This is a genomic window from Lacticaseibacillus parahuelsenbergensis (genome assembly GCF_030770265.1).
In the GTDB taxonomy this organism is placed as follows: domain Bacteria; phylum Bacillota; class Bacilli; order Lactobacillales; family Lactobacillaceae; genus Lacticaseibacillus; species Lacticaseibacillus casei.
Genome location: NZ_CP132482.1, coordinates 257,279 through 272,024, shown reverse-complemented (window position 1 = coordinate 272,024; position 14,746 = coordinate 257,279). Strand labels below are relative to the sequence as shown.

Here is a 14,746-nt window from a genome sequence, read left to right as displayed (position 1 = left end):
TGTGGTAGACTAAGGTTAATCTGTACCGGAAGGTGTCATTTTGAAAAATAACAATCAATCCGCCTTAAGAACGATCCTTGAGTTTCTGCTTCTTTTCGTCGTTATTTTCTTCGCATCCCAGCTGCTGATGCGTTACGTCTTAAGCAAAGATGTGGTGCAGGGTACGTCAATGCAACCGACATTGGAGAATAATGAACGGTTATATTCCGTTCGGATCAAGAAACCTAAACGCAACGATATTGTCGTGATCAATGCGCCTGATCGGCCAAAGTCACTTTATATCAAGCGGGTTATCGGGATGCCAGGCGATACGGTGAGTTCCAAAAACGACAAACTGTATGTTAATGGCAAGGCAATTGCTGAACCCTATCTGAACCATAAGTTTTCACGTGATGAAATTAATAAATGGGCCAGTCAACAGGGACTGGATCCGTCCAGTATTAAGTTCACCAACGATTTCAATATCAAGACGCTTTCGTCAACCAAATCAGCCAAAGTCCCCGCTGGAAAATATTTCGTGATGGGCGACAATCGTTTGGTTTCCCACGACAGTCGTGATTTTGGCTTTGTCGATAAGTCCAAGATTCAATCAGTCGTTGTTTGGCGGTATTGGCCGTTAAATCGGATGAAGATTTTCTGATACACGCTATTTCCTAATTAAAAAACATCGTCAGACCCTAAGCTGGGCTTGACGATGTTTCTTTAGTTTAGGTGCACTTCCCAGCAATTCGTTAAATCGGAATCAAAGCTATTAATGCCTTCCACCTCTTAATAGCCATCTTAATCAGCCATTTGAACACGGTGCGGTTGCCAGAACCATTCGCGGCCGTCACGCGACAACAAATCAAACGCCGCCTGTGGCCCCATGGTTGCGGCCGGATACGTTGGCATGTTCGGCTCTTGCGACCACGCAGCCTGGATGGCATCAATGAAGTGCCACGACGCCGACAATTCGGACCAATGGGTAAAGTTAGTCTGATCGCCTTCCAACACGTTGTTAATCAACCGTTCATAGGCCTCCGGTGCTGCAGCCGCTGCCTTTGGGTCATGACGGTAACGCAATTCATCCGGTTCAATGGTGAGGCCAGTTCCCAACGCTTTGCCGTTCAGCTGTAGCGAATAGCCCTCACTTGGCTCGATATAGATCGTCAAAGTATCCGGTTTGCTGTCGGCGGATTGGCCAAACAACGGGGCAGCGACTGGCTTGAAGGTCAGTGTCAGCTGCGTCGATTTGCGCGTCAGGCGCTTGCCGGTGCGAATATAAATCGGGACGCCTTGCCACTGCGGCATGTCCAACATAATTTTTCCGGCCACAAAAGTCGCGGTTTGTGAATCAGGCGCCACGCCTTCTTCCTCACGGTATCCGCGAACGGTTTTCCCATCGACTTCAGCGCCGACGTACTGGGCGCGGACAAAGTTAGCTTTCGCGGTTGCTAGATCATATGGCTTCAATGCCGCAAACACTTTATCCTTTTCTGCCAAAATATCATTGGTCGTAAAGGATTTCGGCTTGTCCATGGTGAGATAAGACAGCACCTGCATCACGTGGTTTTGCACCATGTCCCGCAGTGCGCCAGCCTTTTCATAATAGCCGGCCCGCTCCTCAACGCCGACCGCTTCGGCCAACGTAATTTGAATGTTGTCGATATACTTCTTATTCCAGATGCCTTCAAAAATCGTATTGTCAAACCGAAACGCCAAAAGATTCTGAATCATCTCTTTGCCTAAGTAATGATCAATCCGGAAGATCTGATCATCGGCAAACGTTGCCGTTAACGAGTCATTCAGTTCTTTGGCGCTGGCGTAGTCATGGCCAAACGGTTTTTCGATAATGAGCCGATTAAACCCGACATCCGTCAACAAATGTTCGGACTTGAGATGGCTGGCAATGGTTTCAAAGAAGTCCGGTGCCATCGCCATGTAAAAGACCCGATTGCCACCCGTCGCAAACTGATCATCCAACTTAGCCGCCAGATTTTTTAGCGTGATGTAATGATCCGCATCGGTGACATCATGGCTTTGATAAAAGAAATGTTGGGCAAACGCGTGTGCTTGCGCCGGCTCCGGGTTAAGCCCGGCAATCGCGGTTTCAACCACCTCATGGTAATGTTCATCGCTCCATGGTCGCCGGGCAGTCCCGATCACGGCAAAATGTTCAGCCAACACGCCGCGGCGATAAAGATTAAACAATGCGGGATATAGTTTACGCGAAGCTAGATCCCCTGACCCTCCAAAAATAATGATCACAGCGCGTGATTCTTCTGGCATGTATACGCCCCTGCTTTCTCAAACAGCCTTATGTTGAAATACCACAAAGCGTTTCTCCCGCGGTAAATAAGACTTTTTCCCCGCAGGCGCCTCAATGGATCCGAATGGCATTTCAGCCCGGAGCACCCATTCGGCAGGAACTGCAAAAGCTTCGCGTACTTGCTCGTCAATCAAAGGATTATAGTGTTGTAAACTGGCACCGATATTATTCAAAGTAAGCGCGACCCAGACCGCCTGTTGCGCCCCTCCCTGAGCTTGTTCAGCCCAATCTTGAAAGTTGTCGCGGTAAAGTGGATAATCCTTCTCTTCTTGCCGGACTGTTGCACTGTCTTCAAAAAACAAAATGGTTCCAAATGCAGCCTTAAAACTATTTAGTTTCTTCAACGTTGCTTGGTAAGCCTCATCTGATGGAACCTCTGAGCGCAAACGTTCAGCTGTCAGGTCCCATAAGTGTTCGTGATGCTCATCAAAGAGAAAAATCGCCTTCACTGTCTGGCCATTAAAGGCCGTTGGTGATTCAATGATGGCATCTTGCGCTATCTTGACAATATCATTCGTCGGCGTCGTGACCGATCTGCCCAGTTGGTAAATCGACCGCCGTTTTTTTAAAGCAGCTACAATTTGATTGTTAAACATTTTATAACCTCCGTGTGCTTATCCATTCGTTAATGACCTATCCCGGGATCGCAGGGACAAAAGGAAGCTTCTGCCGATAGTCGCTATCGAAGCTGATAATTCGCCAAACGATCAATCAGTTTTTTGTCTGAACCTCTGTTGTCCTTGCAAACATTATGATACGATTAGCACTATATTAATGTAAGTGAGAAAAATGTAAGTCATTTTAACCCAAAGGAAGTCCTCTCTATGGCACGCGAAGTTTATGATTGCGCTGACGGTTGTCCCGTCCAAAGCACGGTCCAATTCATTTCCGGAAAATGGAAGAGCGTCATTTTATATCATCTTTTGAGAGGTGACGCGACACGTTTTAGCACGCTTAATCGCGCGATCCCATCCGTTACCGAACGAATGTTGGCACTGCAGCTGGCACAACTGGAAGCTGATCATCTTATCGTGAAAAAAATAGGTACCGTTAGTGACAACCGTTCGATGGAATACAGTTTAACTTCATTTGGGCGATCCTTAACACCGGTTATCGAAGCCATGGCCGCTTGGGGATCCGCCTTCAACGATCACAAGATTGAGGCAAGCGACAACGTCTAATGTTTCTGTTGAATCCTTCTTTATTGATTGTCATTAATTGAAAACTGACGCAGCAAATCGTCAACACCAAAAAGGACGAATGAGAATTCACACACATAATGTGGAAATCTATTCGTCCTTCATTTTGTTTTCGCACAGATAGTCGCTATGATTCACTCATGCTCACTGCGTTTTAATACCGTGCTGGTCAATCAGCCGGCGTAACTTGCTTTGAACTGTCAGCATCGTCATTCTATCTGACTGCTTGAACGCATCGACATAACTAGACGCATCGGTGGTGACGGTGGCGACTTGCCGGCCATCGAGATCGCTAATCATAATCGCATTCCCGTTTAGTTTGGCCGTGAAGTAGCTGCCTTCAAATCCTTCGTCTAGCAGCCACTGTGCCCAGTTTTGAATATTTTCGGCAATTGCCTGGTCAAGCGGCATTTTGTCTTTTAAACTGGCCTGCCGCTTTTTGACTTCTGCCAAGGTCATATATGCTTCGGTTTCCATAATAACAGCGCCAACCTTCTTCTTTTAACACCACACAATTCCTGACTCCGTCTTCAATCGCTGTCAGTATACCCTGCCTGTGCTAAAAGTGCACGTCAGAACCATTGCGGTGCAAGGCCGCCATTTTGTAAGCCCGGCGGTTTTCGTAGTAATTCGCGTGAACCAGCTGCAAATAAGGATTGATGGCCCAGTCGAAGAGATGGAAAGTAGCATTTTCTAACAAATACCAGCCAATCATTGAGAGATACAAGCCGAGTAAATCTGACTTAAAGCCTTTCATGAGGCGCCACGATCCGATTAAGGCCGTGATGGACGAAAATCGTTGATCGGCCTCGTGCCCATCTTTAAAGACCCAAAACGCCTGTCGCCATCCCAGGGCTAACATGATCCCGGGAAAGATCAGGAAAGAAAACCCGATGAGTGTCAGAAAATACATAAAAATCCACAATGAAATGGATCCCCAAAACCATTTACCGTTAAACAGACCTAACACAGCTTGAAGCGGCCGTACACGTTCATGGTTGCGGACGAGATCCAGCACCGCAAAGTTAACGCCTTGGACCAACATCGTCACCACAAGGCTTTGAATGGTATTCACCATGCCGCTGTCATTACTGCTTTGGGCGTAGTAGGCCTGAAAACCGGTCGGATCGGTGAGTACTTTTTCGGCACCGAAGCCTTGCACCACCGCCTGAATCATCAAATAAACGGTGATCATCGCCGCGGCCTGTAATAAGCTCGGTAACAAATACGCCAGCATGAGATCCCGACGATTCGTTCCCGTTCTCAGTTGTTTCTTGGCTGCCTGTTTCAATTGCGGAAAAGTCATTAAATTTTCTGCCAAAGTCCGTGATCCTCCTGATCAATGATCGATTTTAACGGTTTCTTTCTTAGTTGCTTTGGCGCGGCGGCGTGCGTGGCGCAAAACCCGATGAATGCGCCATAAAGCATACAGTTGCTGCGGAATCGCACCAAAAATACCCAAGGACTGGGTGGCTGAATCGCGCCGGACCACATGGTGATAAGTCGGATGACCCGTATACAGGAAGTGGTGCGTTGCCATCACGTAAGTTGCTGTAAATAGTTCGTCTTCCATAATGGACATTTGCTCGTCGAAGCGCAACTGCAGTCGTTCAATAACGTCTCGACGAAAAACTTTGTTCCATAGATAACCACGAATATAACCCACTGGATGCAGCATCTGCCGAATCAAGCCCTCGCGCGTCAGTTGTTTTGCTTTGCGTAAGCCCGGGCGCACCGGTTTTGGGTCAGGATCATCTCGGAAAAACGGCATCGCAATGAGATCCCATCCTTGATTCATCATTTTAACGGCATGGGCAATGAAGTCCGGCTCATACCAGTCATCGCCATCCATGAATGCGATCAGCTCACCCCGGGCCTGCGCCAATCCGCTGTTACGCGCTGCAGAAACACCTTGGTTAACCGATTTTAAAATGGCATGAATTCGGTTGTCCAGCTGGGCAAAATGGCTCACGATCTGTGGGGACCGATCGTCGGAAGCATCATCAATCACAATGATCTGTAAATGGGAATAAGTTTGGGCCAAGAGGCTTTGCAAGCCATGCGCCACATATGCCTCAAGGTTATAAACCGGTACAATAATCGTCACAAGCGGCGTTGTCATGACGCCACCTCCTCGTGAATCCGTTGCTGATAGGCTATTTGCTTAAGTTGAATACGTATCAAATCCTTTTTTGCTAAGTACTGCTCAGCTGCCAACGATGAAATTTGTTTGTGGGGCGAACCAGCGTTTTTGCGGCGCTGATAATTTCTTGTCCGTAATCAGCGTGCTAATCTGTCCAAGTTCCAATCCGCGGTAAGGCGCTTCAATCTGGAACTTTTCGGTTTCAGACACTACGACCACCTGACGCGCCGATAACGCTGCTGCTTGTTTAACCTGTGCATCTTCCATATAGGAAAAATACACGCCGTCTTCGGCAATCGCCGTTGCGCCGATAAACGCGGCATCAAAAGCAATCCGGCGCAAAGTTTCCAGCATGGTCGGCTCAAAGAAGAACCGCGCGTGGTGATCAAGCTTGCCGCCAAAAAGGTGCAGGTTGACTTGTTCTTCTACTGAAAGGGCAATGGCATTATCGAGGCTATGCGTATAGACGGTCACCGAATGACGAATGGACTGTGACAATTTCAAAAGCGTGGTCGAGTCATCAATAAAATAAACGCCGCCCGGTTTGATCAGCGATAATGCTGCCTTAGCCATTTTCGTCTTCTGGGTCGAAAACCGTTTCAAACGAGCCGAGTAGCTGGGAATACTGTGGCCGAAGTTTAACGATACCAAGCCACCGCGGGTTCGGCGGGCAATTCCTTGAGCATCCAAGGCCACAATGTCCCGGCGCGCTGTGTCGCGAGAAACGCCAACTGCTTTCATAATATCGTCAATACTCAGCTCATTGCGGACTGCCAGCAGTTTTTTGATCTCCTCAAAACGCTTTTCCCGATACATTGCCACCGAACAAACCTCCCCACTTGTCTCGCCTTATTATACCTGATTCTTGAAAACCGCGTTAAATGACTTTCAAGGAAGAACATTTATTGTCCAATTTTCGATTTTTACAAGTGAATAACCCGCAATCTGGTCTTGACCACCCTCGATAAACGGTCACGATTTTGACTTTTTAGCCGTGAATTTAGCATATCATTTCCCGATCGCTAAAAGTTTAGGCTCCCATAAATTTTGGAAAAATTCACAAATTGTGGTAGAAAATGGCCGCAAATCATAGAATCTTCAAGGGTTGAACCCACTTTTCCGAAAAATGTTCAGTGATTGTTACGAAAAAATTTAACATTCCGTTTGTTACGTCAGCGTAACAATATTACCAATTTAGCTATTTTTGTAATGATGCTGGTATTTTATTGACACACCACACCTATATACTTCGTTTGTGTTCTCGGGGGAACAAAACGACGGCTATTCAAAATATAGGAGTGAATTTTTATCTTTACTAAGCAAATTAAATTATCGATCATTACGTTACTCAGCGTGGCACCTTTGTTAGGAATGGCAAGCAATCATTCGCAAAAGGTTGAAGCGATTGCCGATCATGCCACATCTGATAGTGACAACAGTAAAGTCAGTGCCAAGTCAATTGTGTTAAGCAATGAGGCTAAGGTTGAACAGGCGAATGCATATTCACTGGTCAATCCTAAGAATGAAAATACCATCACAGTCGGCACAAATGATATTGCCGAAGCAGCACATCAAATTGCTGATCAAAAAGCGGCTGCTGCCAAGGCTGCCGAAGAACAAGCCGCTGCCGAAAAAGCAGCAGCTGAAAAAGCGGCTGCAGATCAGGCAGCTGCCGAAAAAGCAGCGCAAGAGCAACAAGCTCAGGCACAGGCAGCGCAAAATGCTGCTAACGCTGCGGCGGCAAGTGCAGCACCAACGAGCACTGCACAAACAACCCAGACAACAACCAACAAGGGAACCTTTAAGTTGAGCTTCTACGATCCCGCAGTCCTCGGCTCAAACATGGGATACGATGGCGTTGCTGCCAATCTCTCGGTCTTCCCTAAAGGTACACGTCTGAAGATCACCTTGTCTGATGGTACAGTTTGGTATCGGACCGTTAATGACACCGGTAGTTTTGCGGCAGGCAACCCTAACCAACTGGATGTCGCGATGCCTAACTCCCAGATTCCTTCAGCAGGTGTGATGTCAGCAACCGTTGAAGTTGTTGGCTAATTCATCAGTTCGGTAAACCTCCTCACAAGCCTGAGGAGGTTTTTTTATGCCTTCCAAAAAGTCACTCCCATACATTTCTTACGATTTTAAAATTAAAATTCTTGACATTCACCGATTTCTTTGTAAAATAAGTTTCAATTCAACAAATGTTCAAAAACGATGAGTAGAAGAGTACCTAGGTTGTCAGTGTCAGCGAGTCTCGGTTGGTGGAAAGAGACCTCTGATTGCCTGGTGGAAAGTAGTCTACGAGTTGCCATTGCGACTTCGGGAGTAATGGCTGGGATTGCGCCCATTACAGCAATCGCGTATCGCCGGGAATCCGGCCGTACGCGGCGAGGCCGCTGACGGTGACGTTGGCGGTAAAGTAAGGTGGTACAGCGTGATCCGCGCCCTTAACAGTTCTGACTGTTAAGGGCGTTTTTTGATGTGAGCGTGAGCCGGCGCGTTTAGAAGCCGGAGTGTAAGCGGCCTTGGGCGCAATGGCCCGGGCTTAGGCCATTGTGACCAAGGTCCTTACCCGCAGGTTTCTGCGCCGGGGAGCGCGTTAATGTGAGTGCGAGCCAGCTTCTGCTCCGGGGAGCGCGTTATGGGCAATGCGCCACATGCCCGCCTCAATAAGCTTCTTGCAGTCAATGTCGCGATTGCAATCGTTTATAAAATGGAGGGATTTTCTATGTCAACACAACCCAAACTTACCAAACGCCAGTACCTTACCCTTGGCTCCCTGTTGTTCGGGATGTTCTTTGGAGCCGGAAATCTGATTTTCCCGATTCACATGGGCCAGCTAGCCGGAAGTGCCTGGCTACCTGCCGCCATTGGCTTTTTGTTATCAGCGGTGTTACTGCCGCTTCTGTCCATCATGGCCATAAGTCTCACCCGTGCGAGTAGTATGTACGATCTAGCCCGCCCGGCAGGCCATGGATTCGCCTTGTTCTTCCTGCTTGCGACCCACGCCAGTCTCGGTTTGCTCATCGCCTCGCCACGGACGGCCACGGTTACTTACGCGATTGGAATTTCGCCTTTTTTAGGAAAAGGTCAGCAACAAATCGGCTTACTGATCTTTTCGTTCATTTTCTTTCTGACAACCTTTCTTCTTGCCCGGAATGAAAGCAAAATTACCACCTATATCGGCAAACTGCTAAATCCACTTTTCTTGATTTTATTAGCCTTCATTTTCTTCTGGGCACTTTTGATCAAAGGTGACATTCGGGCCATTAGCTTTACCGGAAACGCCAACTTAATCAGTGGCAATCTCGTTAATGGCTTTTTGCAGGGTTACAACACAATGGACGCATTAGCAGGCTTAGGCTTTGGAGTGACGATTATTACCGCCCTTAAGCTCATGGGATTGCATCGGGCTTCCAGTCGCGCCAAAGCGGTTGCGAAAGTTGGCTCCTTAGCGATGGGACTTGAGGCAATCATCTATCTGTTGCTCATCATGTTAGGTGCCATCAGCCTAGGGTTTGCTAAATTAACCGCAAATGGCGGAACTGCTTTTAATCAGATCATGACCCATTATACGGGACTCATCGGAACCGCCTTGCTTGGTGCCATGACGTTACTGGCCTGCCTGACAACTGCGATCGGTTTGGTCACTTCCTTCTCCCAGGATCTTGGTCATCGCTTCCCGAAACTGGGTTACCATTTCTTCTTACCGATCACGACAATCGGGGCGTTTTTCATCGCTAATTTCGGACTGGATCAGATTATTGCTTACTCCACGCCAATCTTGATGCTGCTTTATCCATTGGCCATTGCCTTGATCATGTTAGGCCTGCTTCATCCGTGGATCGGCAAGAATACCCGCATCTATAAGACAACTATCGCCTTTACCATGATTCCGGCCTTACTCGATGCCATTCACGCGCTGCCTGCCGGTTTGGCGCAATTGCCTTTCTTTGCCGCCATTCAACATTTTGCTTCAACCTTCATCCCCTTGTTTGGCATTGGCATGGACTTTGTACCATTCCTCCTCATCGGGTTCATCTGCGGCTTCATTGCTGCCAAATTTAGCGGGGCAAAATTGGCACCTGACCTGCCTGATCCAGACTAGCCTTGCTGTATATGAACCAAAGGAGTGTAAAAGGGACGATGCTTGCCGCGCTGGCTTGCCCGCCTCGATGCAGAAACAAAAAGGCGAAAGAATTCTCGCCATCGCAAACTGCGATTTGAGAATTCTTTCGTCTTTTTTCGTCGGTGATACCTTGTTTTGAAGTGCCAAAGATCTCAGAACATCACGGGCCAGTGGTGGCACCGTCAAGCGAAACCGTATAAACCGGATTGTTGGCCGTCCAGTCAAAACCGGCAGCATTGTTAATTTCATTTTGCCGGGTATTGAAGTTACTTAGCTTTTCGCTTTGTAAACCTAGTTGTTCACGCAGTTCGTCTGACGTTTTCTGAAGCGTATCGGTCTTCATAACCTGATAGGCAGCATTATCAATGTAAACACCAATACCACGAAGTTGCTTACGTTCGATAGTGCCCGCTGAAGCCCGGTAATTTTGGGCAATCGCCATCATGTCATCAAACGTCAGATTCGTCCGCATGCTGGAAGATAAGGAATCCATAACCTTCTGATAGTTCGTCAGCGACTTAACTGATAACAGATGTTTGACAATTTGATTGATGACTTCCTGTTGCCGCTTCTGCCGGCCATAGTCACCTTCCGGATCTTCGTCACGCATCCGGGCGTATGCAAGCGCCAGTTCGCCATTGAGATGGGCTTTGCCTTTCTTGAACGTCTGACCACCGGTGTTGGCGTCTGTCCAGGTAAATGGCACATTGACGTCCACACCGCCGACAGCATCGACAATCTTTTGCAGGCCTTCCATATTAACCGTTACGTAATAGTTAATTGGAACATTCAACAACTTTTCAACGGTTTTGATAGCAGCGCTTGATTTGCCATAAGAGTAAGCTGCATTGATCTTTTCATAGGTTGAAGAGTCGTTGCCGGTCCCCACCATTTCTGCCAGGGTGTCACGCGGAATGCTGACCATGGTCGTTTTCTTTTCTTTAGGATTAATGGTCACGAGCATCATGGTGTCGGACCGGCCGGTATCTTTACGACCAAAAGCGCCGGTATCGGTTCCCATCAAGAGAATACTGATAGGCTTTTTGCCATCAAGGTCAGAGTCAACGGCCTTGGTGCTGACGGGATCGTAAGTTTTCGCCACGGCTTTCTTCGCTTGAGAGTAGAATCTGGCTGCATAGCCGCCTACAAGGAATAACGCCACGAGCGCGATGACGACCACAGCCCGAAGAATCGGATGACGTCGTTTGGGCTTATCATGTGTCGTTCGCAGATTTGAATCTTGTTGCTTAGACATTACTTCTTCACTCCAGTTTTAGTTTCTACGGTAGTGTAGCAGATAATTATGAAGAAAGAAGGGATTTAGCTCAAAAATCAGTGTGATATGGTAACATTAAAGAAATATTAGAAATTGGAGCTGATCAGATGCAACATTTACCGGTACGTGAAGATGTCCCAACCAAGCTGACATGGGATCTAACCACCATTTATCCAAATGATGCGGCGTGGACAGCCGACTTTGAAGCTGTTCGCGAGCAGGCCAAAGAGGCGGCTGCGCTCAAGGGAACGTTAGGCAATTCAGCCGCTGCGCTCATCAACGGCATCAAGGCGGTTTTAGCAGTCTTTCGGCGATTTGAAAAAGTTTATGTCTATTCAAGTCTGAAAAGCGACCAGGATACCGGCAATGCCACTTATCAGGCGATGAATGCTAAGGCCGAAAGTCTCGGCGCCGAGCTGGCCAGCCAGTTAGCCTTTTTGGATCCTGAGATTCTGGCAATTCCCGCGGACAAACTGGCAGCATGGCGCGACACCGAAAGTCTCAAGCCGTTTGGGCATTTTATTGACGCCATTACAGTCAACCGCCAACATGTGCTGACAACCGCAGCGGAAGCTCTGATTGCCAGTGCCGGTGATGCGCTGAACGCCAGTCATGCCACTTTCAACGTCCTAGACAACTCCGACCTGCAATTCGGTTTTGTCGAAAATGAAGACGGCGAAACAGTGCAGCTCAGTAACGGCTTGTACGGCCAGCTGATTCGCTCAACCCAGCGAAAATTGCGCAAAGAAGCCTTTGAAACGTTACTGCGTGCTTACGAAAGCATGAAGAACACGTTTGCCCAAACCCTGAGCGGCCAGGTCAAGGCGCATAATTTCAATGCCAAAGCCCATCATTACGCTAATGCCCGTGCGGCGGCAATGGCAAGCAACCACATTCCGGAAAGTGTTTATACGACCCTTATCGATCAAGTCAACACCCATTTATCCCTTCTGCATCGCTATGTCGCATTGCGGAAAAAAGTCTTGGGCGTCGATCAACTACACATGTATGACATTTACACCCCGTTGAGTGGCAAGCCGCCGTTGACGTTCACGCTTGATCAGGCAAAAGCCGAGGCATTAAAGGCTTTGGCGCCGCTTGGTGATGATTATCTCAGCCATGTCCGGGAAATCTTTGACAACCGCTACATTGATGTCGTCGAAAATAAAGGCAAACGTTCAGGCGCTTATTCAGGTGGGTCTTACGATACGAATCCGTTTATTTTGCTGAACTGGCATGACGCGGTGGACGAACTTTATACTTTGATTCACGAAACCGGCCACAGCGTTCACAGCTGGTACACGCGTCACAACCAGCCTTATGTGTATGGCGATTACCCGATTTTTGTTGCCGAAATTGCGTCAACGACCAACGAAAATCTGCTTACCGATTACTTCCTGACCCATACGGATGATCCCAAAGTACGCGCCTACATCCTGAATTACTATCTCGATGGGTTCAAAGGCACCGTTTTCCGCCAGACGCAATTTGCTGAATTTGAACACTGGATTCATCAACAGGACCAACAAGGCGAGCCACTCACGGCAACCAGCATGGCGACTCACTACGCTGATCTCAATGCCCGGTATTATGGACCGGATGTTGCCCGCGATCCCGAAATTGCCTTCGAATGGGCACGAATTCCACATTTCTATTACAATTATTATGTCTATCAGTATGCAACCGGATTTGCCGCAGCATCAACGCTAGCCGCTGGTATTAGCAGCGGCGAACCCAACGCCGCATCCCGCTACTTGGACTATTTAAAGTCAGGTAGCTCGCAATACGCCATCGATATCATGAAAACCGCTGGTGTCGATATGACCAAACCGGACTATCTGGAAGCGGCATTTTCGATGTTTGAAAAGCGTTTAACGGAATTGGAAGAACTTTTACAGAAAGGATGAGCTCGTTGAAACTTGGATTTATTGGCACCGGTGTGATGGGTACCGGCATCATCAAGAACTTTCTTAAAGCCGGTCAGGAAGTCATCGTTTACAATCGCACCAAGGCCCATGCGCAAGCGGTCTTAGATGCAGGCGCCGTCTGGGCAGAGTCGCCCCATGCCGTTGCCGCACAATGCCATGTCGTCATGTCGATGGTCGGCTTCCCACAAGATGTCGAAGCAGTCTATTTTGGCTGCGATGGCATTCTTGCCGGTACTCAGGCAGGTGACTTGGTGATTGACATGACCACCAGCACCCCGACACTGGCCAAGCAAATTGCCGAAAAAGCCAAAGAAAAAGGCGTCATTGCCATTGATGCGCCTGTTTCCGGTGGGGACATTGGCGCTAAAAAAGGCACCCTCACCATCATGATCGGCGGCCAAAAAGACTTGCTGCCGAAACTCAAGGAGCTGTTTGCCCCGATCGCCTCATCCGTCAATTATTTTGGCCCGGCCGGTTCCGGGCAGCATGCCAAAATGGCCAATCAAATTATGATTGCCGGCACGATGACCGGATTGAGCGAGATGCTCGTCTATGGAAAAGCCGCTGGACTGGATCTGAACGAAATTCTGAAAGTCGTCGGCAGTGGCGCCGCGGCGAACTGGAGTCTCAGCAACTACGGTCCGCGCATGCTGCAAGCCGATTACACGCCTGGCTTTTTCGCCAAGCATTTTCTCAAAGACCTCCGCATTGCGTTAGACGAAGCCAAGAAAATGCATTTACAGTTACCGGCAACCGAATTGGCCGAAGATCTTTATGCCAAAATGGTAGCAGTAGGCAAAGGTGATTTAGGCACGCAAGGATTAGTCACGATGAACGAACGGTGGGATGAAGCATGACCAAAATCGCCATTTTATCAGATATTCACGGCAATATGACTGCCTTTTCGGCGGTTATTAAAGACGCTCAAGCACATCATCCAGATGAATACTGGTTTCTTGGCGATCTATTCTTACCAGGCCCGGGAGCAGCTAACCTCTGGCACGGCCTGCATGCCTTGCCGCTAACCCATCTTGTCAAAGGAAACTGGGATGACGATTTATTCTGGGTTTTAGATGGTCCGGTCGACTTGGCGCAACCCACCGATGTCTACTTCAGTCGCTTAGTGGCGTATCTGTGGCCGCAGCTGACGGCCGACATGTTGACGACCATCCGTCATTGGCCGCTGCATGACGTTTTTGAACAAGATGGCCTCGTGATCAGCCTGGCCCACAATCTGCCAGACGCTAATCACGGTCATCGCTTATACCCCGACCAACCACAGGCAAACTTTGACCAGATTGCTCCGAGTCAAGATATCGACATTGCGATTTATGGGCACACCCATCAGCAATTGCTGCGCTATACCAGCAGCGGTCAGGTTATTCTCAATCCCGGTTCGATTGGCCAAGCCTATTCACCGCGCGCCAAGTTGCAAACCACCAGCTATGCGGATTACGCATTATTGGAACTCGGCAACGGCGCCATCACCGATCTGAACTTTCGGCAGGTTTCCTATGACGTCTCGGCCGAATTGGCGGTGGCCAAGGAAGCCCAGCTGCCTTATCTAGAGGTTTACACCAAGCTGCGGCACACTGGCGCGACAAGCACCCACGACGCCACCTACCTTGCCCAGTTCGACCAATCCCACCACTATCGGGCAGAGGTCGCTGAATTTTTGCGTCAACAGCGCGAGCGGCACTAGTGGGATTTAGACCAACACGAAAAAATGGCTTTAGAGAGGCATGCATCTGCTCTCTAAAGCC

General features: G+C 48.6%; 14 protein-coding genes. 7 read left to right on the top strand and 7 right to left on the bottom strand.

The annotated features are described in order from the left end of the window. Positions 1-40: 40 nt before the first annotated feature. Positions 41-640, top strand: coding sequence for a signal peptidase I (lepB, locus tag LACPH_RS01280; RefSeq protein WP_010489740.1), 600 nt, complete (start codon positions 41-43; stop codon positions 638-640). A 140-nt stretch (positions 641-780) separates the two neighbouring features. Here the strand turns inward: lepB and zwf are convergent, their stop codons facing one another. Continuing rightward, positions 781-2,268, bottom strand: a complete 1,488-nt coding sequence (gene zwf / locus LACPH_RS01275; RefSeq protein WP_306387167.1) for a glucose-6-phosphate dehydrogenase — start codon at positions 2,266-2,268, stop codon at positions 781-783. A gap of 18 nt (positions 2,269-2,286) precedes the next feature. Then, positions 2,287-2,904, bottom strand: coding sequence for a nitroreductase family protein (locus LACPH_RS01270; RefSeq protein ID WP_274784233.1), 618 nt, complete (start codon positions 2,902-2,904; stop codon positions 2,287-2,289). 228 nt (positions 2,905-3,132) lie between these two features. On the opposite strand from LACPH_RS01270, the gene LACPH_RS01265 reads away from it, so the two are divergent. Next, positions 3,133-3,489: a winged helix-turn-helix transcriptional regulator gene (locus LACPH_RS01265; protein ID WP_217774425.1), complete on the top strand. Its 357-nt coding sequence runs from the start codon at positions 3,133-3,135 to the stop codon at positions 3,487-3,489. A 162-nt stretch (positions 3,490-3,651) separates the two neighbouring features. Here LACPH_RS01265 and LACPH_RS01260 read toward each other — a convergent pair whose 3' ends face one another. The 4 genes from LACPH_RS01260 to LACPH_RS01245 form a co-directional block, all read right to left on the bottom strand. Further along, positions 3,652-3,984, bottom strand: a complete 333-nt coding sequence (locus tag LACPH_RS01260; protein WP_274784232.1) for a hypothetical protein — start codon at positions 3,982-3,984, stop codon at positions 3,652-3,654. An 82-nt stretch (positions 3,985-4,066) separates the two neighbouring features. After that, positions 4,067-4,828: a DUF975 family protein gene (locus LACPH_RS01255; protein WP_274784231.1), complete on the bottom strand. Its 762-nt coding sequence runs from the start codon at positions 4,826-4,828 to the stop codon at positions 4,067-4,069. A gap of 18 nt (positions 4,829-4,846) precedes the next feature. Further along, on the bottom strand, positions 4,847-5,629 hold the full coding sequence (locus LACPH_RS01250; protein ID WP_274784230.1) for a glycosyltransferase family 2 protein: 783 nt from the start codon (positions 5,627-5,629) through the stop codon (positions 4,847-4,849). A gap of 84 nt (positions 5,630-5,713) precedes the next feature. Further along, positions 5,714-6,472, bottom strand: coding sequence for a DeoR/GlpR family DNA-binding transcription regulator (locus tag LACPH_RS01245; RefSeq protein WP_306387163.1), 759 nt, complete (start codon positions 6,470-6,472; stop codon positions 5,714-5,716). Positions 6,473-7,021: 549 nt separating this feature from the next. Between LACPH_RS01245 and LACPH_RS01240 the strand changes: the two genes are divergently transcribed. Next, on the top strand, positions 7,022-7,705 hold the full coding sequence (locus tag LACPH_RS01240; protein WP_047106501.1) for a hydrolase: 684 nt from the start codon (positions 7,022-7,024) through the stop codon (positions 7,703-7,705). A gap of 673 nt (positions 7,706-8,378) precedes the next feature. Beyond that, a complete protein-coding gene (brnQ, locus tag LACPH_RS01235; RefSeq protein ID WP_274784228.1) occupies positions 8,379-9,758 on the top strand; it encodes a branched-chain amino acid transport system II carrier protein in 1,380 nt (459 codons plus the stop codon). 181 nt (positions 9,759-9,939) lie between these two features. On the opposite strand, the gene LACPH_RS01230 is transcribed toward brnQ, so the two are convergent. Further along, positions 9,940-11,034, bottom strand: a complete 1,095-nt coding sequence (locus LACPH_RS01230; protein WP_274784227.1) for an LCP family glycopolymer transferase — start codon at positions 11,032-11,034, stop codon at positions 9,940-9,942. Positions 11,035-11,162: 128 nt separating this feature from the next. Here LACPH_RS01230 and pepF point away from each other — a divergent pair, with 128 nt between their 5' ends. From pepF to LACPH_RS01215, 3 genes are read left to right on the top strand one after another with little or no spacing between them, the layout of a single operon-like run. Next, a complete protein-coding gene (gene pepF / locus LACPH_RS01225; protein ID WP_274784226.1) occupies positions 11,163-12,962 on the top strand; it encodes an oligoendopeptidase F in 1,800 nt (599 codons plus the stop codon). Further along, complete coding sequence (locus tag LACPH_RS01220) at positions 12,959-13,840, top strand: NAD(P)-dependent oxidoreductase (RefSeq protein ID WP_274784225.1); 882 nt, start codon at positions 12,959-12,961, stop codon at positions 13,838-13,840. Before pepF ends, LACPH_RS01220 begins: the two co-directional genes overlap by 4 nt. Beyond that, a complete protein-coding gene (locus tag LACPH_RS01215) occupies positions 13,837-14,685 on the top strand; it encodes a metallophosphoesterase family protein (RefSeq protein ID WP_274784224.1) in 849 nt (282 codons plus the stop codon). Before LACPH_RS01220 ends, LACPH_RS01215 begins: the two co-directional genes overlap by 4 nt. Positions 14,686-14,746: the final 61 nt, after the last annotated feature.